Origin of the sequence: Niastella caeni (assembly GCF_004834005.1) — a bacterium.
In the GTDB taxonomy this organism is placed as follows: domain Bacteria; phylum Bacteroidota; class Bacteroidia; order Chitinophagales; family Chitinophagaceae; genus Niastella; species Niastella caeni.
Genome location: NZ_STFF01000001.1, coordinates 1,146,920 through 1,172,534, shown reverse-complemented (window position 1 = coordinate 1,172,534; position 25,615 = coordinate 1,146,920). Strand labels below are relative to the sequence as shown.

The window sequence follows — 25,615 nt, the reverse complement described above, 5'->3', positions numbered from 1 at the left end:
ATATGAACCAACAGTTTATTGTTTGTGGTTTTTGGTTTGAGGTTGCTACCGCTGTATTGCTTACAGCTTTAAGCTTGCAGCTTACGGCTTATTTATTGCTTGTCTGCAAAAATGCGACCACAATTCATTTCATACTGCATAATTGCCTATTGCTTATTGCCTATTGCCCATTGCTTATTGGCTTTCCTCAATGCGCTCATCGTTAAACCCAGCCATACAAAACCCAACATAAAAAATACCATCAATGCTAATACCGAGTTACGCATACCGCCATACCTGATGGTGCGTTCTTCAATATAAGCAAATGTAAACATACCCATTACAAGTGCAATTTTTTCAGTAACATCATAGAAGCTGAAAAAGGAGGCCGTATCTTTTGTCTCAGGCATGAGATTAGAATAAGTAGACCGGCTCAGTGATTGTATTCCTCCCATTACCAGGCCCACGATAGCGCCCAGGAAGTAAAATTGAATATCAGTATAAGTAAAGTAAGCGCCGATACAGGCGCCAATCCAAACAAGTACGCAAACCATCAGGGTTTTAATATTACCAAACCGTTCAGACGCACGTGAAATTAATATGGCGCCGGGTATAGCCACCAATTGAATGATCATGATGGTGATGATGAGCTTATCGGTGGGCAGGTGCAATTCTTTTGCACCAAACTGTGTTGCAGCGAGGAATACAGTTTGTATACCGGCACTGTACCAGAAGAAAGACAGCAGGAACAGTTTGAGCACCGGCATATGTTTCAACTGGCTCCATACCTTCTTTAATTCAAGGAAACCATTGCTGAATACATTTTTGCGTTCATGCCTTTCATTTACCGTGCTGATGGGCAGGTGCCTGAGAGGAATTTGTGCAAAGCCGAACCACCACACGCCTACCAGCACAAACGAAACCCTGGCCGGCATATAATCCATTTCATATTGACTATTAAACCCAAATGCTTTGGGAAAGAACACGACGATGAAACACAGTATCTGTAAAATAACACTGCCAATATACCCCCAGGTATAACCGCGGGCACTGATGCGGTCGCGCAGGCGATGCGGCACCAGGTCGGGCAGAAAGGAATTATAAAACACCAGGCTGGCCCAAAAGCCGATGCAGGATAGCACCATGCAGATGATACCGATATCTAAACTCGTTGAGCTGAGCCGCGTAGTTTCTGCTGTTACAGGTGTGGGGGCAAAAAAGTATAACAGCGAACAGAAGATGGCGCCCATGGTACAAAAAAAGCGCATGAAGTTCCGTTTATTGCCACGGTAATCGGCAATGGAGGTAAGGATGGGTGATATAAAAGCAACCACAATAAATGCAGTGCCCAGCGCATAATTATATAAAGCCGTGTTGACAAACTTTCTGCCCAGGAATACTACTTCATTATCCGGCATGCGGTTTTTTGTAATAGCCTCATAGTATGCCGGAAATATTGTTGATGTTATAACCAGGTTGTATGCCGAATTGGCCCAGTCGTACATACACCAGGAGTTAATGACTTTACGGGAAGCTATCTGCATAAGCGAAGCTTTGAGTTGGTTAAGGGGTACATGCAATTGGGAATTTTCAAGAGTTACCGGTTTCCGGTTTCCGGGCTTGCATGTCGATCAGGTTACCTATAATCGGAATTTCTGAATTTTAGACCCGGTACCCGGCGTCAGGTAACTGGTAACTGCTTTATTTTCCTATAACACCGGTATAGAACAATATCAACAACGCCAGTCCAACTATGATCCTGTACCAGCCAAATAAACGAAAGCCATATTTCTGCAAAAAGCCAATGAAGAACCGGATAGCTATTATAGCAACAATAAATGCGATGGCGCAACCTAACAGTAAGGTACTTAAGTTATCGGTATTAAGTACTTCGGGTTGTTCCTTATACATATCGTACAGGCTTTTTACCGTTGCTGCCAGCATGGTAGGTACTGCCAGGAAGAACGAGAACTCTGCGGCCAGCCGCCGGCTTAATTGCTGTTGCATGCCACCAATGATGGTAGCGGCACTTCTGCTTAAACCAGGAAAAATGATAGATAGCACCTGGTACAGGCCAATGACAAAAGCCTTTTTATTGGTGATTTGTTCTTCTTTATCTATCGCCGGTTTTTGAAACCATTTGTCAACAAACAGCAGCACGATGCCACCCAATAACATGATCAACGCAATGATCATGGGTTTTTCCAGCATGGCATCGATATGCTTTTTAAAGACCGCGCCAAAAGCCAGGGCCGGAATGATTGCAATAAAGAGTTTTATATAGAACGAGATCTTTTTAAAATCGAAGAACTTGCGCCAGTACAATACAACAACCGATAAAATAGCCCCAAATTGTATAACAACTTCAAACAACTTGGCAAAGTCGCCATGATCGCCCATTATAGCGGAGGCAATGGCCATATGCCCGGTTGAAGAAATGGGTAAGAATTCAGTAAGACCTTCTATGATAGCAATGATAATGGCGTGGAGGGTGCTCATTAGTTATTAGGTTGATCAATTAACAGGTTGACAGATTAAATGGGCTCACAAGTTAATCAATACATATATAAAATAAAGAAAGCGATACTTTGAAAAAGCATCGCCTTATTATCTTATAAAGATTAAATTATCAACTAGCCTTCGGTTTTTTAAAAATGGCATAAACTTCAATGCCCAGGCCCAATAATATCAGAATGGGAGCAATGGTAATACGGCGAAAGCTGTACACTTCATTTTCTTTAAAAACATTGGGGTCGTCGCTTTTACCACCCGACATTAAAATAATACCAATACCTACCAGAATGATACCTGCGATCATCCAGATGTAATTATCCTTGGTAAACAGGCTGGTAGCAGGAGCGGTTTGTTTTTTTGTTTCCTTCATTGGGCCAATTATTAGGTGCGCAATATAGGTAATTTTAATGCTCAACGCTCAACGCTTAAAGCTTAACGCTGCCTTCCGAAACAAGTTCTTCCCGAAAATTTTCACTTCAGCGTTCAGCGTTTTGCGTGCAGCGTATTAATACAACTCGTCGAGTTTCATTTTCAGGTATTTTACCACGCTGCGGTAGGTGCTGAACAGCGTAATGCTGATACCCAGTACGATCAGAAAACCAAACAGGATGGCCACTTTGCTGTTATCCCGCAGGTCGCCCAGGTATGGCAGAAAATATTCCGATAACATCATCAGTCCGTAAATAAGACCAATAGCTACCAGGGCCGCAATGAGGCCATTCAGCACAGCCCGCATATTTAAAGGACGGGCAATAAAACCCCGGGTAGCGCCTACCATTTGCATGGTCTTAATCAGGAACCGGTTACTGTACATGGCCAGGCGAATGGTATTATCGATAAGTACAATAGATAAGATACAGAACAGGGCTGCCAGGGCGGCAAATACGATCAATCCGGCCCGGACGGAAGACCCCATTTTTTCTACCACGAAAGCAGGATACTTCACACTTTCAATCACCAGTTGCCGCTGTTCAAGGTCGGCTTTAATGGCGGCAATGGTGTCCTTCTGAACGTACGCGTTCTTCAGGTTAAAATCGATGGATGCGGGCAGCGGGTTTTCATCCAGCAGTTCCTGGAAGTCGGTTTCGCCTTTTTCCATCCATTGCTTTTTGGCGGTTTCTTTGTCTATGAATTCAACGGTTTTGGTGTAGGGGCGCGATTTAATGTATTGCATCAGGGTGTCAACGTCTGCCTGGGTTGCGCTTCTGCGCAGGTACACCTGCAGCTTAATGTCTTCTTTCAGTTCTTCGGTATAACGACTGGCATTTAATAACAGCCACCCGAATACGCCTACAAAAAAAAGAACAATAGTGACCCCTAAAATGGCCATAAAGTAAGATGGTTTGGAACGCTTGGCCGATGCTTTTCCGAATTGCGCCATGTAATATTAGTTTTTGAAGGGATGATAATGCCTCAAAAGAGCGGCAAAAATAACGGTTTTATCCCGGTAAAACGGTTATTATCCGTATTTTTGACATCCTTCTAAACGATTGAAATGATATAAAAATTTCAGCGGTGGATGACTTTTTAACGTTTCCTCAACGTTTGATTGTCAGGCTAATGTGCGAATGAAGGCAAAATTCTTAAAAAACGCAGAACCCGGAATCATAAACGCAGGCTCAAAACTAAAAACGCAGAACTAAGAACTCAGAATTATTATGGAATACAACTTCAGGGATATTGAAAAAAAATGGCAGGAACAGTGGCAGGCTTCAGGCGCCTATAAAGTGAGCAATGATTCCCCGAAACCAAAATTTTATGTACTGGACATGTTCCCTTACCCAAGCGGTGCCGGATTGCATGTTGGCCATCCACTGGGCTACATTGCCAGTGATATTTACAGTCGCTTTAAACGCTTGAAAGGGTTTAACGTATTGCACCCCATGGGGTATGATGCATTTGGACTGCCAGCCGAGCAATATGCCATCGACCATGGTGTGCACCCGGCGGTAAGTACCGACCAGAATATTAAAACGTTTCGCCGTCAGCTCGATAATATCGGTTTTTGCTACGACTGGAGCCGGGAAATTCGCACCAGCGATCCTTCTTACTACAAATGGACCCAGTGGATCTTCCTGCAATTGTTCAAAAGCTGGTATAACCGCAGAACAAAAAAGGCCGAGCACATTACCAACCTGGTAAAAATCTTTGAAAAGGAAGGAAATGCCGGCAATGAAATACCAAATGATAAATTCCAGGTGCCAAAGATCGGGAAGCGCGTATTTACCGCGGCCGACTGGGCTGGTTTTACAGAGAAAGAACAGCAGGATATTTTGATGGAATACCGCCTGGCCTATTGCGGCTATGGTGAAGTGAACTGGTGCGAAGCCTTGGGTACGGTGTTGGCCAATGATGAAGTTGTTAATGGCGTGAGCGAAAGAGGCGGCCACCCGGTAGTAAAGAAAAAATTGCGGCAATGGTACCTGCGCATTACTGAGTATGCCGATCGTTTACTGGAAGGATTGGAGCGCGTTGACTTCAGCGATTCTATGAAGGAAATGCAAACCAACTGGATCGGTAAAAGTTATGGCGCGGAGATCAGCTTTAAGGTAAAGGGTACAAGCGATTTGCTTACCGTATATACTACGCGTCCCGATACCATTTTTGGCGTTGACTTTATGGTGATAGCGCCGGAGCATGACCTGATTCAATCTATAACAACGCCTGAACATAAGCAGGCTGTAGAGGACTATATAACGTATGTAAAAAGTCGCAGTGAGCGCGAGCGCATGGCCGAGAAAAAGATCAGCGGTGTGTTCACCGGCGCCTATGCGTTAAATCCGTTCAATGGCCGGGAAATACCTATCTGGATCAGTGAATATGTACTGGCTGGCTATGGCACCGGCGCTATTATGGCAGTGCCTTGCGGCGATGAACGCGACCACAAGTTTGCGCAGCATTTCAATATTCCCATTACCAATATCATTGGCGAACATTACGACGGAAAAGAAGCCAATGCCACCAAAGATGCCAAACTGGAAAATTCCGATTTTCTGAATGGCATGGTAATGCGCAATGCTATGGAAGTGGTGATCAATAAAATAGAAGAGCTCGGCATTGGGGTGCGAAAAGTAAATTATAAAATGCGTGATGCGGCCTTCAGCCGCCAGCGTTATTGGGGCGAACCGTTCCCCATTGTTTGGAAAAATGGGATCGCCTATCCTTTATCAGAAAGCGAGTTACCATTGGAATTACCCCATGTTGAAAGTTATAAACCCGGTCCGGAAGGTGAAGGCCCATTGGCAAATATTGCAGAATGGACGTCCCGCGATCTGGAAACCAATACCATGCCTGGTTATGCCGGTAGCAGTTACTATTTTTTACGGTACATGGACCCGCACAATGCTACCGAATTCTGCAGCCGTAAAGCCAGCGATTACTGGGGGCAGGTTGATTTATATATCGGCGGTACCGAGCATGCGGTAGGTCATTTGTTGTACAGCCGTATGTGGACAAAAGGCTTGTATGATTTAGGCTTTATTGCACATGATGAGCCGTACAAAAAGCTGGTTAACCAGGGAATGATACAAGGCAGCAGCCGTTTTGTGTATCGTATTCATGGGGAAAACAAATTTGTTTCGCTTGGTTTGAAAGATCAATATTCCACCGATGCCATACACGTAGATGTTAATATCGTAGATGGGGTGGAACTGGATATTGAGGAATTTAAAAAATGGCGGACTGAATATGAAACCGCAGAATTTATTCTTGAAGAAGGAAAATATATCTGTGGTACGGAAGTAGAGAAAATGAGTAAGCGCTTGTATAATACCGTGAACCCCGATGATGTGGTGAATAAATACGGCGCCGATACTTTCCGCATGTATGAAATGTTTCTGGGACCCGTTGAACAAAGCAAACCCTGGGAAACTAAAGGTATTGAAGGGGTGCATCGGTTTTTGAAAAAGCTGTGGCGCCTGTTCTATGATGAATTGAAAGGAAAAGTGTGGAATGAAGAGAAGGCATCGCCTGCTGAATTGAAAGTACTGCACAAGACCATTAAGAAGATCGAAGAAGACACCGAACGGTTTTCATTCAATACCGGTGTAAGCGCCTTCATGGTTTGTGTAAATGATTTGATCGACCTGAAATGCCATAAAAAGGAAATTCTTGAACCATTATTGATATTGCTTACGCCGTATGCACCGCACATTAGTGAAGAGTTATGGCATTTGGTGGGCAATACTTCCTGTATACTGGATGCGGCTTATCCCAGGGTAAATGAAAGTTACCTGGTTGAAAGCAGCAAAGAGTATCCCATTTCGGTAAATGGAAAACTGCGCACGACTATTGAGATTGCGCTGGATGCGCCGCAGGGCGAAGTAGAAAGGATCGTGTTAGACAATGAAGTTATTAAGAAATGGATGGAAGGCAAGCCTCACAAAAAGATCATTTATGTGAAGGGTAAGATGGTGAATGTGGTTGTGTAAGAAAAAGCTACAAGCCTCAAGCTACAAGCCACAAGCCGGAACCTGTATTTCTGCTTGCAGCTTGCAGCTTGAAGCGTGCAGCCTGCCCCTAACACTATTTTAGCGACTCGCTTTTTTCTTTTGTTTAATAAATCGTATTAACGCACTGCTATTCTCCGTGCTTTCCAAACGGGCTTCATAGCGTTTACCATCAACAATAGCTACCATTAACGACGTGTTGGGCGGAATGGTTCCGAGGTTTTCGGCTACCATCACCATTTCATTATCCTCTGACAGATCATTCACCGAAAGAGTAAGTGTGTAAGGTTTATTGTTTAACCGCACATGCTCAAACACCATCTTGTCATTCATAAAAACAGCAATAGAATCGCCATCTACTACCGCATTATCATAAAAGCGCAATTCAATGCTGTCGCCTATAATAGGAATTACGGTAGCCAGTTTCTTTTCACGACTGGTAAATTTTTGTTGTGCTGTTGTGGTCGGCGTGGGAGTAGGTTTTTTCTTTTCTACAATTGGCGGGCCTGTAACAGCAATGGATGAGTTATTTTTAGCCACCGGTTTAATTGTGGTGCTTTCCAGACTGCTTTCCTTTTCTTCGGTAACCTCATTCGTCACCAGGTGTAGCCGGGCAATACTATCAATGATCTCGGGATCATTAGCACCATAGATATAATTCTCAATTACAAAATCCCATTCATCGTGAAAACCTGAGGAGGTAATTTTTTGCAGGGCTACCGTGCCTTTAGGTTTGTTTTTATTATCGCGTTCGGTGCTTTCTCCATCCAGCATCATGGTTTTTTCGCCCGGGCAATTAAAATCCGCCACGGATAGCAGCGCTTCCTTATCACCAAACATTTTACCCGAAAGGCGGTCTTCCAGCATAGCTTCATCCCACCATATCACGCTGTTGCTGTTGGGATCGAAATATCCCTTTACCGCATACCGGATGTAATTACTGCGGGAAGTGTAATAATACGACGTGCCCAGCAGGCTATCGCCTTTTTTAATGAGTTTCAATTCGGTATGGGCCGAACCGATCTTGCCTTTCCAGGCGCCCGTAATTGTTTGAGCATGCGTAAGAACAGGAAGAATGCCACAAAGCATCAGGCTTAAAAGAAGTGCGATACATGTTTTCAAGGCAATTGATTTTGCTGGTTATTATTTACAACGCCCTATGCAGGGTTATATTTTGTAGAAATTTTAATTAACGAATTGACTGGAATTGGGTTTATCCGTTAACCAAATCCCCAATCCCAAATCTCAAATGACAAATCCTTATGGAAATCTTAAATCACAAGTTCCAGGAGAAATCTAAAATTTCAAGATCCAATAATTTCCAATTCTCAAATCACAATGGTTTTAAGATTTGGGCATTTTGTATTTATTATTTGATTCTTGCTGCTTAGGATTTGCTTTTTGGGTTCCCGGAATTTGGTTCTTGTGATTTGATTTAAATTTATTAGCAAATTTGCAATATGGCACATCCAAATACAGCATTGATCGAGGGCCTGCGTAAAGCGGCCGCCGGCCTGGTAAATGGCAATTATTATGCCTGGGGACATCATGGTGCCTGCAATTGCGGACATTTATTGCAGGCCACTACTCAATTAACGAAAGAAGAGATTGTTACTTATGCCCATACCGGCATCGGCGAATGGACAGAACTCGCGCAGGAAAGTTGTCCGGTTACCAATGCTCCTGTCAATTTATTATTGGCAAAGTTGCAACAACTGGGACTAACCCCTACGGATATTCATAATATTGAATATCTCGAAGATCGTGATGTGTTGAACCGGTTACCCGGCGGCTTTAGATGGTTGAAAAGAAATGTACGGGATCATGTGATCCTGTATTTCGATACCATGGCGAATATGCTGGAAGAGAAATTGATCAATAACATTGAAATTGATTACAGCGAATTGTTGCCAGAGGAACAGGAAATTGATACCAATATGGAGTAAAGATCAATGACTCTTTTTCGAATCCTCCTGGTCGCCCATAAACTCATTCCGATCTTTTTTATAGTTCATCAGAATGGCATATGATACAATAGTAGCCGCCAGTATCATATAAAATATAATCATCCACGTATCCATACCCTTCATTTTTATAGGATAAATAGTCAGAAATTATGCCATTTTATAATTTGATGCCCTGCTAAAGGGTAAAATTTATTTTTTGTTGAAAAGTTACATACCCATTTACCTATGCTCTAATTACTACAGATTGATTATTAAGGAGATAATTGTATATTAGCAATCAGGCGTCGCGTGATTAAAAAATTCTTTTTTAGCAGTAGCCTGATTATTAGCGTATTATAATTCATTCAGCTTTTGGAGCAGAGTACATTTGAAAATATCATCCGCAAGTATCAGTTTATATATCACCGCGTTGTGGATTTTATACCGGAATCGGATCGATTGCTTCCGCTTGATTTCACGCAGCAAAACAAAGAATTGACGCCAGCTATTTTAGGCGATGAATATGTTTTTAGTAATTACATTCAACAGAAACTAAAAGCAACCAACTCCCGGTATGGCATAGGTGGTTATGCTGAACACAGGACCATTTATAGTATCAGCGAAGTCTTCAATGGCGCAACTCCTGGCGAAGAGCCGCGTCGTTTGCATCTGGGCGTTGATATCTGGGGTCCTGCTGGTACACCTGTGTATGCATTTTTGGGGGGAATGGTACACAGTTTTGCATTCAATGACCAATTTGGCGACTATGGCGCAACGTTAATTTTATTGCATCAACTGGATGGGATGCCTTTTTATACATTGTACGGGCATTTAAGTCTCCGCGATATTCAACCTCTTTCATCCGGACAATATATTTCTGTAGGTCAAACCATTGGTCATTTTGGTGAACTGCATGAAAACGGTCACTGGCCACCACATCTTCATTTTCAGATCATCCTCGATATGGAATTAAAAGAAGGCGATTATCCCGGGGTATGCAAATACTCTGAAAGATTAAAATACCTCGCCAATTGTCCTGACCCGGATCTTATTTTACAATTGAATAAGCACATAGGAAAGTGATGCGATGAAGAATATCACTGGCTTTCCAGTTGCTGCCGGTGATTGCTGCTTATATATTGTTTGGCAATCCTGTTTTCGGGGTTCCTGTCGAAGGTATAAAGTACCAATAGAAAGAACCATTCTGCCGGTTTCATAATTACATACACAACGTCGCATACCCATTTGTTATTGAAGATAGTATAATGGCGATGAATGAGATTGCCAACGCGATTATAGTTACGCCGGATGGTTTTATGCAGAAAAGGTAATTTGTGCTGTAAAAGATCTTCAAAAGCATTGGATACAAGCAACTGCCTGTTACAAAGAATTAGCCGTTCTTTCCTGATACCTAAACGGGTAGGTTTTACAAAGTCTTTATGCCCTTTAGCCGCCACCGAACATAAAAAATGCTCTCCACAATCTACGTTTGCACACATGTAATCAAGTTGTGAAAAACCATGTTTGTATGTATCTGTAAATGCCCTGATCATGGAGTCGGGTTTCTGGCCAAACAGTAATAGTATTCCTGTGATGATGGCCAGTAAAGGAAGGCAAAGCACAAATAGTACCGAAAATTTGGCAAAGGGCTTTAGCAATAATATTTTCAACGCGAACCCTTCAAGACTATTACGGGGTTCAATTTCCATTTGTTGAATATGCTCTATCAGAAGCCGTTGGTTTTTAACCAGCATTAATATAAACAGAAAAATTATAGGTGTATTACCAATGATTGTCACTATTATTTCTTCATGAATGAACATTAATATATTCAATACTATGCCTGTTATCAATAATGAATTGGTGATAATTTCAACAACTGGTGTAGCAATAGCTTTCCGGTATCCTGAATAAAAGTAAGCTACCAGGCAAAGAAAGATCAATGTATAAATAGATGCCCGGTGTTCGGGTGAAAACACTGCATTTTCGAAGCAGCAATCATTGATATGTCCTATATCAGCTAAAAAAAGAAAAAATAGAGGGCTGAGAACTATTGAAAAAATTTCTACTACCAGGAATGCTTTTCCAAATAGCTGTTTGCCGGTATGCAGGAAATAAAAACGACTTATTACAACAAATAAGTTTGAAATAATTATGGGGAATAATAATAAAAGCTCCATGGGCATTAATAGGATAAAATGTTCTATTGAAGTATAAAAATACTCAAGTGACCCACTTGTACAAGGCTTTGCCGTTTTGATATGCGTTTATAACATTGCTTTCACAATCTCTTCCCATTCCTGTTCAAGAGAGTAACCAGGCATGCGTTTACCGGCTTTGGTGTACCAGTAGTTGGCATTAAAAACGTCGCCCTCACGGCGGTGCAGGTAAGCGTGGATCCAGGCTGCCGTTTTATCGGTCAGGTCCTGAATAAGGGTATGGGCTTCGTCCCAATCTCCTTTGGCATCGTGCCATAGCGATTGCAGATACACATTACTGGTAGCAGGCGGCGTATTCGTTTGTAAGCTTTGGTGAAAGGTTTCGAAATTCATGGGCTAAAGGTAAACCTTCTACCTTACACCTTCAATAGTTTGAACGCATGCGTCCATTGGTTTTGCAGAAAACCTGGTATACACCACAAAATGCATAAAGGTTCAATAGCACGGGCGGCAGTGGCTTTTCCCATATCGGCTGTTTCCCAGCCAAAGTCAGTTAATATATTGGTCACCGTCTTTTTGGCGTTTTCGTCGTTGCCGCAAATGAACATAGTGGGCGGACCGCCTTTTAAAGTGGGTTTATACATCTGCGCATTACCTACGCTGTTGAATGCTTTTACCAGTTTGGCCTGCGGAATTTGCCGTTGCAGCTTTTCCATCAGCGATTCTTTCAGATCGGTAAAAAAAGATAGTACGCCATCTTGTGGTGCGCCTGCGGCTATGGGATTGGTAGTATCTATCAATATTTTATTGTTGAAGTGCGAAGTGCCTGCCAGCCTGATGGCCGATTCGGCTACTGACCCGGCAACCGCCAGTACCAGGATGTCGCCAAACTGTGCCGTTACACCAAAGGTGGCGCTTTGGCCTTTGGGATTTTCTTTCTTCCATTTTTTTACTTCTTCTTTGCCGGGGTTGCGGGTACCCAGCATGACTTCATGTCCCTCAGCTAAAAAGGCAGTGCCCAGTTTTTGGCCAACTGCGCCGGAGCCAATGATGCCTATTTTCATAAATCAGTTTTGGTATGAAAAAATTATGTAAGCGTAAATTATAGTGCTGTATTAAGTTAGTGAATTTTGTGTTTGTGTGGATGTTGGAATTACTCGCTTACATTTGTGTAGTTTTACAAAGATGTCCAAACAAATGGCCAATCCCAACTTAAATAACAACAAGGAAACGCTTAGCGCGGCGGATAAAGAGTTTGAAAATAATATCCGTCCCCGGGAAATAACTGATTTTTCGGGGCAGGGTCAGATCATCGAAAACATTACCATTTTTATTAAGGCAGCTAAAATGCGCGGTGAGGCGCTGGACCATATCCTGTTCCATGGCCCGCCCGGTTTGGGTAAAACCACGCTCAGCCGCATAGTGGCCAATGAGCTGGGTGTAAACATAAAGGAAACGAGCGGTCCTGTGATTGAAAAGCCCGGCGACCTGGCCGGTCTGCTCACCAACCTCGAAAACCGGGATGTATTGTTTATCGATGAAATACACCGCCTGAGTACGGTAGTGGAAGAATACCTGTATGCGGCTATGGAAGATTACCGCATCGATATTATGATCGATAGCGGTCCAAACGCGCGCAGCATACAGCTGACGCTTAACCCGTTTACCCTGATTGGCGCAACCACACGCAGTGGTTTGTTAACGGCTCCGCTGTTGTCGCGCTTTGCTATTAAATCGAGGTTGGAATATTATACGGCCGATACATTGCAGAGGATCATTCAACGTTCTGCCGGCATCCTGGGAACTAAAATTACGTCCGATGCTGCCGGTGAAATTGCCCGGCGTAGTCGGGGTACACCCCGTATTGCCAATGGCTTGTTACGCCGCATGCGCGATTTTGCGCAGGTGTTGGGTAATGGCGTTATTGACCTGGGTATAACGCAGCATGGCCTGAAAGCATTGAATGTTGATGAGCATGGGTTAGATGAAATGGATAACCGCATTCTGTTAACCATCGTTGATAAATTCAAAGGCGGCCCGGTAGGCATTACTACCATTGCTACGGCTGTAGGGGAGGAAACCGGTACACTGGAAGAAGTATACGAACCATTCTTAATTCAGGAAGGGTTTATTAAACGTACGCCTCGTGGGCGTGAAGCAACGCATAAAGCGTATGAGCACCTGGGAAGAAAAGCACCCGGAAGCGGCGGCGCTAATTTATTGTTTGAGTAAGAAGTAAAGCTACAAACAAGCTACACGCTGCAAGCCAAAGCCAATACAGAATACAGCCGTAATATACAATTTGTAATAACCAATTTACAATAAGTAATAAACAATAACGAAAAACGCTGAGTATATGGTTTCACACTATATACTCAGCGTTTAATATTTTAACCGGCCCGGAAACTGGTAACCGGTAACTGGCAACTCTTTACGCCACCGGCACTACCAGGCGGAAACCATTACCGTGAATGTTCACGATCTCAATACTGTCATCGTCTTTCAGGTATTTGCGCAATTTGGCAATATACACATCCATACTACGGCCATTGAAATACGTATCGCTGCCCCATATTTTTTTGAGGGCTTGTTCACGTGGTAACAGGTCGTTCATATGCTCGCACAGCATTTTCAACAACTCATTCTCCTTTGGTGATAATGTTTGTGTTTTCCCGTTGTGGCTTAGTTCGCGCAATTTGGGATTGAAGTGATATTCGCCCAGGTCGTATTCTTTATTCTCCTGTTCTTTATTCACTTCTTCATTCCTTTTCAGAATGGCTTTTATTTTCAGCAACAGCACTTCACTGTCGAACGGCTTGGTAATGTAATCATCGGCGCCGAGTTTATAACCCTGAATGATATCTTCTTTCATGGTTTTGGCGCTCAGGAAGAATAATGGAATATCCGGGTCAACATCGCGGATCTCTTCCGCCAGGGTGAAGCCATCCATGTGAGGCATCATTATATCAAGCAGGCAAAGATCAAATCTTTCGCGTTGAAATGCGGCAAGGCCAAGTCGACCGTCACGTTCCAGCGTCACATCAAAATCATTCAACTCCAGGTAATTCTTCAACACCATTCCTAGGTTCTGGTCGTCCTCGCATAATAAAATTTTAGGTTTCTTTCCTTCCATTGTGATGTAGATTTAGTTCGATAGTGTAAATAAAGTTAAAACATTTGCCATAACCGGCAATCGCCGCGTAATTTTTTGTTAATAATCCCGGTGCTTGCCCGCTGTAGCCTTGGCCGATTGAGCCAGAGCTTCGGCGTTTGAGCACGAAAGCGGGTGCCGGTTGAAGGGCAAATAACAAGTATGAACCGTTAATTGGTTAATTTTACGCTTTAATAATGGTTATATGCGTTTGACAACTGATAACAAATTCAAAAAGCTTATTGTCATTGGCGACAGAGTATTGATCCGTCCCGCTAAAGCCAATGAACGTACTGAAACCGGGTTGTACCTGCCGCCCGGGGTACAGGAACGTGAAAAAGTACAGCAGGGGTATGTAATAAAAACAGGCCCTGGATATGCTATTCCCATGCCGGTAGAAGAAGAAACCTGGAAAAGCTCCGATGAACAGGTTAAATATGTGCCTTTACAGGCGAAAGAAGGCGACCTGGCGATCTTTCTGCTAAGTGGCGCTACCGAAGTGTTGTACGAAAATGATAAATACTATATCGTTCCGCAAAGTGCGATATTGATGTTAGAAAGAGAAGAAGAGATGTAAGCCAATTAGCTATTATGCTAATTAAACGTCCGCACAAATGATTAATAAGGAGTCGTCTGCCCGGTAGCAGATGGCTCCTTTTGTTTTAGCGTGAAAACGTAAGTTAATGTGCTTATAAAATGCCGTTGCATATTTCAAATTGCAGGTTGCAGAGAGGATATTGTTCAAGATGAAAATGTGCTTTCCCTTGTAACCTGTAACCTGAAACCTGTAACAGAAACTTGATAATAGCCATTTTGAACTTTATTAAAGTGTTTACTTTCAGAGTATTATGTAATATCCCGCCTGCCGCTCACACTTCCGCAAAAAATATAATCTGTTCACTTCCCAACCTTGTTGATTGCCGGTAAACATGTATCTTTCTGCCATAAAATTCGAATATGCCTAATAAGGATGCCTTCGTTCAGTTAATTAAGGAGAGCTATACTTTTAAAGGAGAATCTTTTCGCATAGGGACGGCAGTATTGGATGGCGAAGTGCTTTCGGGAGCAGATGCGCACATCCCATTAAAAACAATGAACCGGCATGGGCTGATCGCTGGTGCTACCGGTACCGGTAAGACCAAATCCCTGCAACTGATCGTCGAAGCATTAAGCGACGCCAGCGTACCGGTTTTGTTGATGGATATTAAAGGCGATTTAAGTGGTATTGCAGCTGCCGGTACTGAAAATAAGAACATCAAAGAACGCCTGGCTAAGATCGGTGGCGAATATAAGCCCGCTCATTTTCCGGTTGAGCTGATGACCCTGAGCAATGAAAAAGGTGTACGCCTGCGCGCCACAGTAAGCGAATTTGGTCCTATTTTATTATCAAAGATCCTGGACCTTAACAATACACAGGAGGGCATTGTATCCCTGATCTTTAAATATTGCGATGATAATAAAATGCCTTTGCTCGATCTGAAAGATTTTGTGAAGGTAATTCAGTTCATAAGCAATGAGGGTAAGAAAGAAATAGAGCAGGCTTACGGAAAAATTGCCACTACCAGTACCGGTACCATCCTGCGTAAAGTAATAGAATTACAACAACAGGGAGCCGATCTTTTCTTTGGCGAGCCTTCTTTTGAAATTGACGACCTCATGCGCATTGCCGATGACGGCCGTGGTATCATAAATGTACTTCGGGTAACGGACATGCAAAACCGGCCCAAGCTGTTCTCCACGTTTATGTTGCAAATGCTGGCCGAGCTGTATGCAACCTTGCCGGAAGCGGGTGATGTTGACAAACCTAAGCTGGTATTGTTCATTGATGAGGCGCACCTGGTATTTCAGGAAGCTACCGATGCTTTGTTGCAACAAATTGAAACGGTCATAAAACTTATCCGCTCAAAAGGGGTAGGTATTTTCTTCTGTACGCAAAACCCACAGGACATTCCTGCCGCAATATTAAGTCAGTTGGGGTTGAAAGTGCAGCATGCCTTGCGGGCTTTCACCGCTGCTGATAGAAAGACCATAAAACAGGCTGCTGAAAATTATCCCGAGACCGAATATTATAAAACAGAATCGTTGCTTACCCAATTAGGTATTGGAGAAGTATTGATCACTGCCCTGAATGAAAAAGGGATTCCCACCCCCCTGGTACACACAATGCTCGTTCCTCCCCGTTCGCGAATGGATGTTTTAACCGATACTGAAATGGATAACCTGATCAGTCAATCGAAGCTGATTAAAAAATATGCCGACGCAGAAGACAGGGAAAGCGCCTGCGAGATCTTAACCGCAAAACTGGAAGAAGCAGCCCAAAGATCCGAGCAACAAAAAGAAGATAAAAAACCAACCAGGTCATCAAAAGAAGAAAAATCAACCCTGGAAAAAGTGCTCGAAAGCCCTGTTACAAAACAAATAGGTCGTACCGCCGCCAGTGTTATTACCCGCAGCCTGCTGGGTGCATTGGGTTTGGGTGGAAAGAGTTCGTCTCATCGTAAATCAGGTAGCTGGTTCTGATAAGGACTGTTTTGCAGCGAACATACCGTATCTTCTATTGTTTCCGTGAGCCCAACCTTACGCCAATGCGTACGCCCGGAATATTTATTCTTTAATTTAAAACAAGAATTATGAAGAAAGTATTTCTATTGCTTGCAGTATCTACCGCTATTATTACAGCCTGTGAAACTACTACCAACAAGACAGAAGGCACTGAGGGCGCAAAGACTGACACAACCATGGTTGAAGACAAAGAGGAACGCAACAAAAAAGTAGTCATGGCCAGCATGGAGGCTATGATCGCAAAAAATGTAGATGAAGCTTTTAAAGATGTAGCGCCCGATGCCGTTGACTATAACGATGGCAGTATGCCGGCTATCAAAGGAAAGGATAGTATTATGAATATGGTAAAACAATGGGTGAACGCTTTTCCTGATAATAAAGGCCAGGACATTAAGTATGTAGCCGATGGCGACTGGGTAATGGTGTGGGGTGAATGGAGCGGTACCTTTAAAAATGATTTCATGGGTATGAAAGCCACCAACAAATCGTATAAATTGAAGGATGTGGATATATTCAAATTGAATGATGCCGGTCAGATTACTGAGCACCACAACATTCAGTCGCCCAATACCATGATGGGGCAGGTAGGAATGACGCCGCCTAAAAAATGATCAATCGTTTTGTGAAAGTTTATTAGGTCCGGGTGATAGATTATCATCCGGGCTTTTTTAATTAAACCGGCTTTACATAACCTTCTTTATCTATGTAGATCTTATTTTCAGTTTGTAAGAAGTCGAGCACTTTCCACAACTTTTCTTTTTTAATATCGGGCAGTTGGTGGGGTAGTCTTTCGCCTTGTACCGGCTGTAGTTGAATAACGGAAAAAACAGCTTGAGCTATGGTTTCAAATTCAGTAATGGACAAGCCGTGATTTTTTCGTTGCAGGCAATTGTCGCAAATGCCGCATGGTTTTGTTTTTTGATCACCAAAGTAAGAAGCGATATATTGGCTGCGGCATTGCTTGTTGCCACGGATATACGCCATCATCTTCTTTATCCGCTCTATGAACTGTTGCTTTCTTTTTTCATAACCGGCCATATCTATGTACAGGGTGGCTGCTCTTACCCGGTTCAGCATAACATATAACTGCGGACTATCTTTGCGGGGAATGTATTCTATGATGGCATTGCCATGTAGTATTTTCAACTCGCGCATAACAACTGCTTCTTCTTTGCGCATCAGGTAAGCAATACTTTTTTCATGAATATTTACCGGCATATCAAATATGCCTTCGTACGTGCGTAACAATGTTTTTATCAATGGCTCCAGTTGCGGATGATCTTTTTCAAACTGGTATAGCCATTCTTTGCCTGTTATGAACTGAATGCGGGCCGGTAAAAAGATCTGTTCATTATAAGATACCCAGCCTTCCTGTTCCAATGCTTTTATTGAATAGATGGCCTGGTGAACATCCAGTTGAAATTTTTTTATAAAGTCGGTAAAGTCAAAATCATAATAATTGCCTTCGCCTGCACCGGAGGGTATTTGCAAAAAGTTCATCAACGCTTCGTATACCTGCCTGATGCTTTCCAGCGAAGGGAAGCGGATATCAGGCAACAGTTGTAGTTCATCCAGTTCGTTGTGGTCATATAGTAATACGGCGTACGATTTCTTTTCATCACGACCGGCGCGGCCCGCCTCCTGGTAATAATTTTCCAGGCAATCGGGTACGTCGGCGTGGACCACTGCGCGCACATCGGGTTTATCGATACCCATACCAAATGCATTGGTGCAAACGATGGTGCGAATGGAATTATTGATCCAGGCAGTTTGTTTGCGCATACGTACTTCCTGTTGAAGCCCGGCATGATAGAAGTCGGCTGTAATGCCATGCATATTCAGCAGATCGCTCATCTCCTTTGTGCGCTTTCGGCTTTTACAATAAACAATGCTGCTGCCATGTACTTTCTGTAATATCTCTGTGATCTTGTTGATCTTTGATTCAACAGTGAAAACACTATACGATAGGTTCGGCCGTTCAAACGAGCGACTGAAGATCGCCTGGTTTTTAAAAAGCAGCTTGTCGCAAATATCTTTTTGCACTTCCGGCGTAGCGGAGGCTGTAAGCGCCAATACGGGAATGCCAGGTAACTCTTCCCGTAATGCGGCTATGCGTAAATAAGGCGGACGGAAATCGTACCCCCATTGCGAAATACAATGCGCTTCGTCTACTGCAATAAGATTGATATCGAGGGCCGGAAGATATTCCAGGAATAATTTTGTTTCTAACCGCTCTGGTGAAACGTATAAAAATTTGCAATTGCTATTAGTGGCTAATTTAAAAATATTGATTACTTCTTTTCGGTTCATGCCCGAATAAATGGCAAAAGCGGTGATGCCTTTTTTGCGCAGGTTATCTACCTGGTCTTTCATCAATGCGATCAATGGACTTACTACAAGGCATAAGCCTTTCTGTACCATAGCCGGTACCTGGAAGCAAATAGATTTACCGCCACCCGTAGGCATTAACGCCAGCGTATCTTTACCTGACATAACGGAAGTAACTATTTCTTCCTGTAGCGGACGGAAGGAATTGTAGCCCCAATATTCTTTTAATATGGAATGAATGTTCTGCATTGTTAGGTGTCAGATCGTGAATCGTGAAACGGCAAACGTGAAAAATACATTAACTTATCATATTACACAGCATACTAAAGCAACGGTTTAATAGTATTCCTAGATTTTGTAAGTTATCTAAAGCCACATATTTTATATCAACAACAGCTTCTACAGCGGAATCTATTTCAACTACAGAGCTGCGGGCAACTTCATAAAATCGTTTTCTTTCCGCTGTTGATTTCCGGGATGCACCTTCTGCAATATTTAGTTTAACAGATAATGATGCTCTTCTGATTTGTGATACGAGAACAAATTTTTCTTCTGGAGGTAATTCTCGTGTGATTATATAACATTCCAAAAGCATTTCATGGGCTGCTTTATACACATCGAGGGTTTTGTGGTTTAATGGTATAAACATGTTTTATTCAAAAGTATCATATTATTCGAAATGTCTATGAATGCTATTCAATATCATGCTTTTGTTTTCCGTGTTGAAGTTTTGGCGAAGGCGCCAGCCGGGTATTTTGCTGTCTTCTGTCTTCCGTCTGCCGTTTCACGTTTGCCGTCTACCGACTTGCCGATTCACGATTGCCGATTGCCGTCTGCCGTTTCACGTCTGCCGTTTGCCGTTTACGCTACTCTCTTAACAAACAGTCTCACCGAATTCACCGCAAGCACTACATCACTCAATCCCATTACCAAGGCACCAAAGGTGGGCGTGAGCAATCCAAACGCGGCTACCGGAATAGCAATGATATTGTAAATAAATGCCCAGAAAAGATTTTGTTTGATGGTGAGAAAAGTATGGCGGCCTAACCCCAATGCCAAAGGTAAGTTTTTGATGCCGCTGTTCATCAGCACCACATCAGCCGTTTGAACGGCAATCTGCGATGCTTCGCTTAAAGAAATACCAATGGTAGCTTTCGCCAGCGCCGGCGCATCATTGATGCCATCGCCCACCATGGCGGTAGGACCTTGCAGTGTGAGGTCTTCAATAACAGCCAGTTTTTCTTCGGGCTTTTTTTCTGCAATCACTTCATCAATGCCCAGTAAGTTGGCTAATAGTTTGCATTTATTCAGGCGATCACCGCTTAATAAAATAGTACGAATACCTCTGTGGCGCAGGTATTGAACAATGGAAATAGCTTCCGGACGCACTTCATCTTTTATGTCTATCCAGCCCAGCAACTCATCGTTTTTCAGGATATATACATTATGCGAATCGTCGGTAGTTAAACGCATTGCTGTTTCAAACGAGCCCGCTACATAACGGTCGCCTGTTGCAGTGGTGGCTTTCATGCCGGTCCCTTTTTTCTCTTCTACCTTTGTCCACCGGATCGCGTCTTTGCGTTTCCACGCGGTGGTTATACACTGTGCAATGGGATGGTTTGAATATTTCTCCAATGAAAATGCTATGTGTTTGAATTCTTCAGCTGAGAGGTTATCGGCGATCACCTGGTAGTTGGCCAGTTCAAACCTGCCTGTAGTCAGCGTACCGGTTTTATCAAACACTACTTGCTTTATGGTCCTGAATAATTCAAGGCTTTTGGCATTGCGGAACAATACGCCGTTTTTGGCGGCCCTTCCCAATCCTACCGCAATGGCTGCAGGTGTGGCCAGGCCCATAGCGCATGGGCAGGCAATTACGAGGATGGCTATGCTACGCATTAACGAAATGGTAAAGTCATGCAGGAACAGGTAATTCACCGCAAAGGCAACCACGGCAATAGCCAGCACTACAGGCACGAATATCGCACTTATCTTATCGGCCAGTTGTTGCACCGGCGGTTTTTCGCTTTGCGCCTGTTTTACCAGGTTAATGATGTTTGATAATACCGAATCTTTTGCTTCGGCCAACACCTGCGCTTTTATAATGCCATCAATGATTATACTGCCACCAATGAGTTTGTCTTTTCCTTTCTTAGTAATTGGCAAACTTTCCCCGGTGATTATTGATTCGTTTACGATAGCATCGCCCGATAATATTTTGCAATCGGCCGGCACCTGTTCTCCGCTTTTAATAAGAATAAGATCGCCGCTTCGTAGTTGTGTATTTTCAATAGGGAAAATGATCTCCTGGTGATGTTCATCAAAGGCGATCATATTGGCCATTACTTTTTGCGATTTGGCCAGGCTGTTCAATGCCCGTTGGGTAGATTGTATAGACGCATCTTCCAGAAAGTTGCCAAGGAATACGAGCGTAATGATAGAGGCAGTGGTTTCAAAAAAAAGGTATTGCGGGCCCAGGTTCAACAGGGCGCCCGTTAAGCTATAAACAAAGGCTGCGGTGGCGCCAATAGCTATCAGCACGTTCATATTGGGCATTCGGTTCCGAATGCTTTTAATAGCACTGCGACCGAAGAAGTCCATACCCACCACATAAACGGGTAAGCAAAGGCCCAACTGTATCCAGGGATTCATCAGCCAGTGAATGTGGAGCCATTTGTCGAACATATGAAGCATCAGCGGTAGGGTAAATACCAGGCAGAATAAGAAGCGGTGTTTATGGGAAGAAAATAATTTTTTACCACGTTTGGGAGCCTCCGTTCCTTCATTTTGTACAGTATAACCCAGCGATTCAATGCCTTTGATGATCTGTTGTTCGTTTTTGCCATTGATGTCAAAGCTTACTTCACCACCCATCAGGTTTACCTTCACATTGTCCATTCCTTCATTAGTGAGGTATTGCTGAACGGTCAGCGCACAATTTGAGCAGGTCATTCCATCTACTTTCCAATTCACTTTTTTCATGATCATCCATGGGGTTATGTGTGTGCAAATTTACCCCTCAATGGGTATATGTCCCCGGCATAAAAGCAATAATATGTCCACGGGGTTGCAATTTTAACTTAAATCTATCTTTCGGCCTATGATATTATCTTTGCGTCTTTATGCAATTGCAATGTACATTAGATAATATCAGGCAAACGGCACGCCGGTTTTGGGAACTTGTTGATGGGCGTAAGGTTATTGCCTTTTATGGCCCTATGGGCGCCGGCAAAACTACCTTTATTCATGCTTTGTGCGATGAAAAAGGGGTAACTAGCACGGTGGGCAGTCCTACCTTTTCAATAATCAATGAATATACATACCCGGGGGGCAGGCTCTTTCATATAGACCTGTATCGGTTGAGGGATGAGGAAGAAGCAGTGCGGGCGGGGGTGGAAGATTGCCTGTATTCCGGCGATATATGCCTGGTAGAATGGCCTGCCCGTGCAGAAGCGATTTTGCCCGAGGAGGCGGCCAGGGTAGATATTAAGGTAGTGGACAGAGATACCCGTTCCATTCAGATAATTGGGGTCTGAAGTAGGAGGTAAGAAGTACGAAGATTGAGGTAAAAATTTGGTGTGAGGCTATAATTTAGGGTTCTTCTTACATTCTTCTTCTTACTTCGGTTGTTGACATCAGGCTTCTGAACACCTACGTCTGCTCTTACCTATGAAATCCCCTCCGACTTCCGATTAAATTTGTAACTTGTGGCCCCGATAATGGGGGTAAAATCATTTACTGCTACATGTCCCAGCAAAAGCCGATCATCAGCACTTCTTTTAGTTACGAAACACTTCAGGAAACTCTGGATATAAAACCCAAAGGGGCACAGTTGCATATTGGCATCCCAAAAGAAACTGCGTTCCAGGAAAACCGCATAGCGCTGACGCCCGAAGCGGTGGGTGTACTGGTAAGTAACGGGCATAATGTAGTTATTGAGCACAATGCAGGGGAAGCTGCACATTTTCGCGATCGCGATTATAGCGAGGCCGGCGCCAAAATAGTATATGATAAGGCTGCCGTATATAAAGCGCCCATACTGGTAAAAAGCGCCCCGGTGGTAGAAGAGGACCTGCCTCATCTGCAATTTAACCAGGTGATCATTTCGCCCATTCATTTATCGGCCATGAAGGCGGAGTTCCTGCAGAAGATGATGGAAAAGCGCATTACGGCCATCTCGTTCGAAAACCTCAAAGACGATAGCGATAGTTTACCCATTGTGCGCAGCATGAGTGAAATAGCTGGAAGTGCGGTAATGCTCATTGCAGCGCAATACCTCAGCTCGGCCAATCATGGTAAAGGTGTATTGCTGGGCGGCATTTCAGGTATTCCGCCAACCAAAGTAATTATTCTGGGGGCCGGTATTGTGGGTGAATTTGCAGCCCGTGCCGCCCTGGCATTGGGCGCCTCGGTAAAAGTATTCGACAACAGTGTATACCGCCTGAAACGGTTACAAAATAATATCGGCCAACGTATGTGGACCTCCGTCATGGAACCACGCATTTTGGCTAAACAATTGAAGACATGCGAAGTGGCAGTAGGCGCGCTGGGCTCTCAAAGCGGCCGTACGCCGGTAGTGGTTACCGAAGAAATGGTAAGCAATATGCGACCTGGCAGTGTGATCATTGATGTTAGTATCGACCGCGGCGGTTGTTTTGAAACATCAGAGATTACCAGTCATGAACAACCGATATTCATGAAGTATGGCGTAATCCATTATTGCGTTCCAAATATTCCTTCCGGCTTTGCCCGCACGGCTTCACAGGCTATCAGTAATGTATTGATGCCATTGTTGCTGGAAGCAGGGGAAGAAGGCGGTTTTGAAAACCTCGTATGGCATAAAGTTCACCTGCGTAGTGGAATATATCTTTTCAAGGGTGCGCTCACCAATTTCCATCTAAGTCAACGTTTCGACTTGAAATATACCGATCTTAATCTGCTGATTGCAAGCCAGCGCTAACGAAGGTTGCATGTAAGGAAAAAAATATTTTTCATTACACTGTTGCAATATTTATTGTCGAATAAACGATAATGAGCAGCACTCACGTAATTTTAGCGTGTTATTGAATATTAAATTCCATTAATAATACGTTGGACATTTGACTTTAACGAGTTTCCAATTATTTTACGCATTCCCAATTAACAATTGCCGGCCTTTTTCTTGATAAGAAAACGTAGATTTTCGAAATAAAATAGTGTTTTTCACGTTTTCTATGGCCCAAAAGTTGCTAATTGGAATCAAATACCTGTTATGAAGACAAGGCCCTATTTGTTACTAGTACTTTGCTTACTGATTAATGAAATCACTTCTTTTGCCCAAAATTCGGTTCCGCCTATTTCAGGTTGGGATATGGATGAGAAAAGTGGCAGTTACATCCTTAAACCGGGAAAAACTACCGGTACTGAACCCAAAGAGTTTGTATACGAAATAATGCCCGTTACAAAAGGTGAAGGGCAATCAATCGAAGACTGGTTTAGTGGCGCGATCGATAAAGATATACAGCAATCAGGTTTTGCCTTACCTGCAGGTACCGGCAAGAAAAGCATTACCACCAATCAAACGATAATCTCCTTTTCTACTGAATTAACAGACAAGAAGGGTAAAGCCTGGTACGTTACGTATGTTGGTTACCAGGTAACTGGTAGCGAAAACCGCATGGCCCGTGTAATGAGTTCACCCGATGTGAAACATTATGCAACCTATATGCGCCCAGCTGCCGACCATTTTGGTCAACTGGCAAAACTGGATGCTTCTGCGGCCGCTGCTGGTAAGCTTACCGTTAAAGCAACGCCCACGCATACAAGACAGGAAACTAAAGCTCATGCCCCAACTCAAAGTGAGCATATTCCTGAAAAAGGATTGCACTCACACGAAATTAATGGAATTCTAATCCACCTTGAATATAACACCACACCTGATGGCAAAATGGTACGGGTTTACAAGCCCTACCTCGTATTGAATGATGGCAGTATTTACAGCGAACCGGTTGTAAGCCCTTACAGCCTGGATGTTGCCGCGTCAAAACTGAAAGAGCCTAAAAGATGGGGAACCTGGAAGTTGAAGAATAACTCTTTTATGGTTGAATGGTCAGCCCGCAACGAAACGGAAAAATGGTTTAAGAACTGGTTCTGGGCAACTCCTTCTCAGAAGGAAGAGAAGATCGAAGGATCTTTCATGACGGTGAATGGTATTGAGAACGATGCCTTGAAAAGCTTCGACAAGGCGGGCGCCTCCAAGTTTCTCGCATTTAACAACGCAGGTCAGTTTACGTTAACTACCAGCCCATATAGTAACGGTAACGCAACCTTGCCCGCTTCTGAATTTGCCAAAAGAGATGAAGCCGGTACATACGTTCTCAATGATTATTCTATTGAGCTTCGTTTTAATAACGGCACCGTTATTCGCCGCATCTTTTACTTTTACCTGCAGGGTAAAACGCATTTCGGTGTAGGCAATTCCGTTTATGTGCCCAAGCAATCTCAATCTGCTGCTGAAGTAACCAGCAATTAACCGTTACATATGCCGGA

General features: G+C 43.4%; 23 protein-coding genes. 10 read left to right on the top strand and 13 right to left on the bottom strand.

Annotation, left to right across the window (positions count from 1 at the left end; translation table 11 throughout):
* Nucleotides 1–146: 146 nt before the first annotated feature.
* The 4 genes from FAM09_RS04515 to FAM09_RS04500 all read right to left on the bottom strand — a co-directional run bounded on the left by FAM09_RS04515 (nucleotide 147) and on the right by FAM09_RS04500 (nucleotide 3,874).
* Nucleotides 147–1,523 carry an MFS transporter gene (locus FAM09_RS04515; protein WP_136575867.1) on the bottom strand — a complete coding sequence of 459 codons (1,377 nt, stop codon included), beginning with the start codon at nucleotides 1,521–1,523 and terminating at the stop codon, nucleotides 147–149.
* 157 nt (nucleotides 1,524–1,680) lie between these two features.
* Nucleotides 1,681–2,478 carry an undecaprenyl-diphosphate phosphatase gene (locus FAM09_RS04510; protein ID WP_136575866.1) on the bottom strand — a complete coding sequence of 266 codons (798 nt, stop codon included), beginning with the start codon at nucleotides 2,476–2,478 and terminating at the stop codon, nucleotides 1,681–1,683.
* Nucleotides 2,479–2,608: 130 nt separating this feature from the next.
* Complete coding sequence (locus FAM09_RS04505; RefSeq protein ID WP_136575865.1) at nucleotides 2,609–2,863, bottom strand: DUF3098 domain-containing protein; 255 nt, start codon at nucleotides 2,861–2,863, stop codon at nucleotides 2,609–2,611.
* 135 nt (nucleotides 2,864–2,998) lie between these two features.
* Complete coding sequence (locus tag FAM09_RS04500; protein WP_136575864.1) at nucleotides 2,999–3,874, bottom strand: cell division protein FtsX; 876 nt, start codon at nucleotides 3,872–3,874, stop codon at nucleotides 2,999–3,001.
* 277 nt (nucleotides 3,875–4,151) lie between these two features.
* Between FAM09_RS04500 and leuS the strand changes: the two genes are divergently transcribed.
* The gene (gene leuS, locus FAM09_RS04495; RefSeq protein WP_208025476.1) at nucleotides 4,152–6,923 is read left to right on the top strand and encodes a leucine--tRNA ligase; all 2,772 of its coding nucleotides are present in this window, start codon (nucleotides 4,152–4,154) and stop codon (nucleotides 6,921–6,923) included.
* A gap of 99 nt (nucleotides 6,924–7,022) precedes the next feature.
* Here the strand turns inward: leuS and FAM09_RS04490 are convergent, their stop codons facing one another.
* Complete coding sequence (locus FAM09_RS04490) at nucleotides 7,023–8,063, bottom strand: hypothetical protein (RefSeq protein WP_136575862.1); 1,041 nt, start codon at nucleotides 8,061–8,063, stop codon at nucleotides 7,023–7,025.
* Nucleotides 8,064–8,401: 338 nt separating this feature from the next.
* Between FAM09_RS04490 and FAM09_RS04485 the strand changes: the two genes are divergently transcribed.
* The gene (locus tag FAM09_RS04485; RefSeq protein WP_136575861.1) at nucleotides 8,402–8,887 is read left to right on the top strand and encodes a hypothetical protein; all 486 of its coding nucleotides are present in this window, start codon (nucleotides 8,402–8,404) and stop codon (nucleotides 8,885–8,887) included.
* 3 nt (nucleotides 8,888–8,890) lie between these two features.
* Here the strand turns inward: FAM09_RS04485 and FAM09_RS31375 are convergent, their stop codons facing one another.
* Nucleotides 8,891–9,022: a hypothetical protein gene (locus tag FAM09_RS31375; RefSeq protein ID WP_262711641.1), complete on the bottom strand. Its 132-nt coding sequence runs from the start codon at nucleotides 9,020–9,022 to the stop codon at nucleotides 8,891–8,893.
* A 237-nt stretch (nucleotides 9,023–9,259) separates the two neighbouring features.
* Between FAM09_RS31375 and FAM09_RS04480 the strand changes: the two genes are divergently transcribed.
* Nucleotides 9,260–9,970, top strand: coding sequence for a peptidoglycan DD-metalloendopeptidase family protein (locus tag FAM09_RS04480; protein WP_136575860.1), 711 nt, complete (start codon nucleotides 9,260–9,262; stop codon nucleotides 9,968–9,970).
* Between the two features lie 14 nt (nucleotides 9,971–9,984).
* On the opposite strand, the gene FAM09_RS04475 is transcribed toward FAM09_RS04480, so the two are convergent.
* From FAM09_RS04475 to FAM09_RS04465, 3 genes are all read right to left on the bottom strand, one after another.
* On the bottom strand, nucleotides 9,985–11,067 hold the full coding sequence (locus tag FAM09_RS04475; RefSeq protein ID WP_136575859.1) for a DUF6688 domain-containing protein: 1,083 nt from the start codon (nucleotides 11,065–11,067) through the stop codon (nucleotides 9,985–9,987).
* Between the two features lie 87 nt (nucleotides 11,068–11,154).
* Nucleotides 11,155–11,439, bottom strand: coding sequence for a hypothetical protein (locus tag FAM09_RS04470; protein WP_136575858.1), 285 nt, complete (start codon nucleotides 11,437–11,439; stop codon nucleotides 11,155–11,157).
* 23 nt (nucleotides 11,440–11,462) lie between these two features.
* Nucleotides 11,463–12,110 carry an NADPH-dependent F420 reductase gene (locus FAM09_RS04465; protein ID WP_136575857.1) on the bottom strand — a complete coding sequence of 216 codons (648 nt, stop codon included), beginning with the start codon at nucleotides 12,108–12,110 and terminating at the stop codon, nucleotides 11,463–11,465.
* A gap of 121 nt (nucleotides 12,111–12,231) precedes the next feature.
* Here FAM09_RS04465 and ruvB point away from each other — a divergent pair, with 121 nt between their 5' ends.
* Entirely contained in the window at nucleotides 12,232–13,278 is a 1,047-nt protein-coding gene (ruvB, locus tag FAM09_RS04460; RefSeq protein ID WP_243751593.1) for a Holliday junction branch migration DNA helicase RuvB, read from the top strand.
* Nucleotides 13,279–13,477: 199 nt separating this feature from the next.
* Here the strand turns inward: ruvB and FAM09_RS04455 are convergent, their stop codons facing one another.
* Nucleotides 13,478–14,179: a response regulator transcription factor gene (locus tag FAM09_RS04455; protein ID WP_136575856.1), complete on the bottom strand. Its 702-nt coding sequence runs from the start codon at nucleotides 14,177–14,179 to the stop codon at nucleotides 13,478–13,480.
* Nucleotides 14,180–14,402: 223 nt separating this feature from the next.
* On the opposite strand from FAM09_RS04455, the gene FAM09_RS04450 reads away from it, so the two are divergent.
* The 3 genes from FAM09_RS04450 (at nucleotide 14,403) to FAM09_RS04440 (ending at nucleotide 17,370) form a co-directional block, all read left to right on the top strand.
* Nucleotides 14,403–14,774, top strand: a complete 372-nt coding sequence (locus FAM09_RS04450) for a co-chaperone GroES (RefSeq protein ID WP_136575855.1) — start codon at nucleotides 14,403–14,405, stop codon at nucleotides 14,772–14,774.
* 380 nt (nucleotides 14,775–15,154) lie between these two features.
* A complete protein-coding gene (locus tag FAM09_RS04445; protein WP_136575854.1) occupies nucleotides 15,155–16,717 on the top strand; it encodes a helicase HerA-like domain-containing protein in 1,563 nt (520 codons plus the stop codon).
* Between the two features lie 110 nt (nucleotides 16,718–16,827).
* Nucleotides 16,828–17,370 (top strand): ester cyclase, encoded by a 543-nt coding sequence (locus tag FAM09_RS04440; protein WP_136575853.1) that lies wholly within the window; start codon nucleotides 16,828–16,830, stop codon nucleotides 17,368–17,370.
* A 61-nt stretch (nucleotides 17,371–17,431) separates the two neighbouring features.
* On the opposite strand, the gene FAM09_RS04435 is transcribed toward FAM09_RS04440, so the two are convergent.
* The 3 genes from FAM09_RS04435 to FAM09_RS04425 all read right to left on the bottom strand — a co-directional run bounded on the left by FAM09_RS04435 (nucleotide 17,432) and on the right by FAM09_RS04425 (nucleotide 22,069).
* Nucleotides 17,432–19,336: a RecQ family ATP-dependent DNA helicase gene (locus tag FAM09_RS04435; protein ID WP_136575852.1), complete on the bottom strand. Its 1,905-nt coding sequence runs from the start codon at nucleotides 19,334–19,336 to the stop codon at nucleotides 17,432–17,434.
* Between the two features lie 49 nt (nucleotides 19,337–19,385).
* The gene (locus tag FAM09_RS04430) at nucleotides 19,386–19,703 is read right to left on the bottom strand and encodes a four helix bundle protein (protein WP_243751592.1); all 318 of its coding nucleotides are present in this window, start codon (nucleotides 19,701–19,703) and stop codon (nucleotides 19,386–19,388) included.
* A 245-nt stretch (nucleotides 19,704–19,948) separates the two neighbouring features.
* Nucleotides 19,949–22,069, bottom strand: a complete 2,121-nt coding sequence (locus FAM09_RS04425) for a heavy metal translocating P-type ATPase (protein WP_136575850.1) — start codon at nucleotides 22,067–22,069, stop codon at nucleotides 19,949–19,951.
* A 140-nt stretch (nucleotides 22,070–22,209) separates the two neighbouring features.
* Between FAM09_RS04425 and tsaE the strand changes: the two genes are divergently transcribed.
* The 3 genes from tsaE to FAM09_RS04410 all read left to right on the top strand — a co-directional run bounded on the left by tsaE (nucleotide 22,210) and on the right by FAM09_RS04410 (nucleotide 25,598).
* A complete protein-coding gene (tsaE, locus tag FAM09_RS04420) occupies nucleotides 22,210–22,623 on the top strand; it encodes a tRNA (adenosine(37)-N6)-threonylcarbamoyltransferase complex ATPase subunit type 1 TsaE (protein WP_136575849.1) in 414 nt (137 codons plus the stop codon).
* A 209-nt stretch (nucleotides 22,624–22,832) separates the two neighbouring features.
* Nucleotides 22,833–24,047, top strand: coding sequence for an alanine dehydrogenase (locus FAM09_RS04415; protein WP_136575848.1), 1,215 nt, complete (start codon nucleotides 22,833–22,835; stop codon nucleotides 24,045–24,047).
* A 291-nt stretch (nucleotides 24,048–24,338) separates the two neighbouring features.
* Complete coding sequence (locus FAM09_RS04410; protein ID WP_136575847.1) at nucleotides 24,339–25,598, top strand: hypothetical protein; 1,260 nt, start codon at nucleotides 24,339–24,341, stop codon at nucleotides 25,596–25,598.
* Nucleotides 25,599–25,615: the final 17 nt, after the last annotated feature.

Excerpts from the sequence above, each read along its gene's own strand:
- leuS (WP_208025476.1), top strand. The coding sequence starts at position 4,152 with ATGGAATACAACTTCAGGGATATTGAAAAAAAATGGCAGGAACAGTGG.
- FAM09_RS04500 (WP_136575864.1), bottom strand. The coding sequence starts at position 3,874 with ATGGCGCAATTCGGAAAAGCATCGGCCAAGCGTTCCAAACCATCTTAC.
- FAM09_RS04410 (WP_136575847.1), top strand. The coding sequence starts at position 24,339 with ATGAAGACAAGGCCCTATTTGTTACTAGTACTTTGCTTACTGATTAAT.
- FAM09_RS04510 (WP_136575866.1), bottom strand. The coding sequence starts at position 2,478 with ATGAGCACCCTCCACGCCATTATCATTGCTATCATAGAAGGTCTTACT.
- FAM09_RS04435 (WP_136575852.1), bottom strand. The coding sequence starts at position 19,336 with ATGCAGAACATTCATTCCATATTAAAAGAATATTGGGGCTACAATTCC.
- FAM09_RS04440 (WP_136575853.1), top strand. The coding sequence starts at position 16,828 with ATGAAGAAAGTATTTCTATTGCTTGCAGTATCTACCGCTATTATTACA.
- FAM09_RS04515 (WP_136575867.1), bottom strand. The coding sequence starts at position 1,523 with ATGCAGATAGCTTCCCGTAAAGTCATTAACTCCTGGTGTATGTACGAC.
- FAM09_RS04455 (WP_136575856.1), bottom strand. The coding sequence starts at position 14,179 with ATGGAAGGAAAGAAACCTAAAATTTTATTATGCGAGGACGACCAGAAC.
- FAM09_RS04475 (WP_136575859.1), bottom strand. The coding sequence starts at position 11,067 with ATGGAGCTTTTATTATTATTCCCCATAATTATTTCAAACTTATTTGTT.
- FAM09_RS04445 (WP_136575854.1), top strand. The coding sequence starts at position 15,155 with ATGCCTAATAAGGATGCCTTCGTTCAGTTAATTAAGGAGAGCTATACT.
- FAM09_RS31375 (WP_262711641.1), bottom strand. The coding sequence starts at position 9,022 with ATGGATACGTGGATGATTATATTTTATATGATACTGGCGGCTACTATT.
- FAM09_RS04470 (WP_136575858.1), bottom strand. The coding sequence starts at position 11,439 with ATGAATTTCGAAACCTTTCACCAAAGCTTACAAACGAATACGCCGCCT.
- FAM09_RS04415 (WP_136575848.1), top strand. The coding sequence starts at position 22,833 with ATGTCCCAGCAAAAGCCGATCATCAGCACTTCTTTTAGTTACGAAACA.
- FAM09_RS04465 (WP_136575857.1), bottom strand. The coding sequence starts at position 12,110 with ATGAAAATAGGCATCATTGGCTCCGGCGCAGTTGGCCAAAAACTGGGC.
- FAM09_RS04425 (WP_136575850.1), bottom strand. The coding sequence starts at position 22,069 with ATGAAAAAAGTGAATTGGAAAGTAGATGGAATGACCTGCTCAAATTGT.
- tsaE (WP_136575849.1), top strand. The coding sequence starts at position 22,210 with ATGCAATTGCAATGTACATTAGATAATATCAGGCAAACGGCACGCCGG.
- ruvB (WP_243751593.1), top strand. The coding sequence starts at position 12,232 with ATGTCCAAACAAATGGCCAATCCCAACTTAAATAACAACAAGGAAACG.
- FAM09_RS04485 (WP_136575861.1), top strand. The coding sequence starts at position 8,402 with ATGGCACATCCAAATACAGCATTGATCGAGGGCCTGCGTAAAGCGGCC.
- FAM09_RS04505 (WP_136575865.1), bottom strand. The coding sequence starts at position 2,863 with ATGAAGGAAACAAAAAAACAAACCGCTCCTGCTACCAGCCTGTTTACC.
- FAM09_RS04450 (WP_136575855.1), top strand. The coding sequence starts at position 14,403 with ATGCGTTTGACAACTGATAACAAATTCAAAAAGCTTATTGTCATTGGC.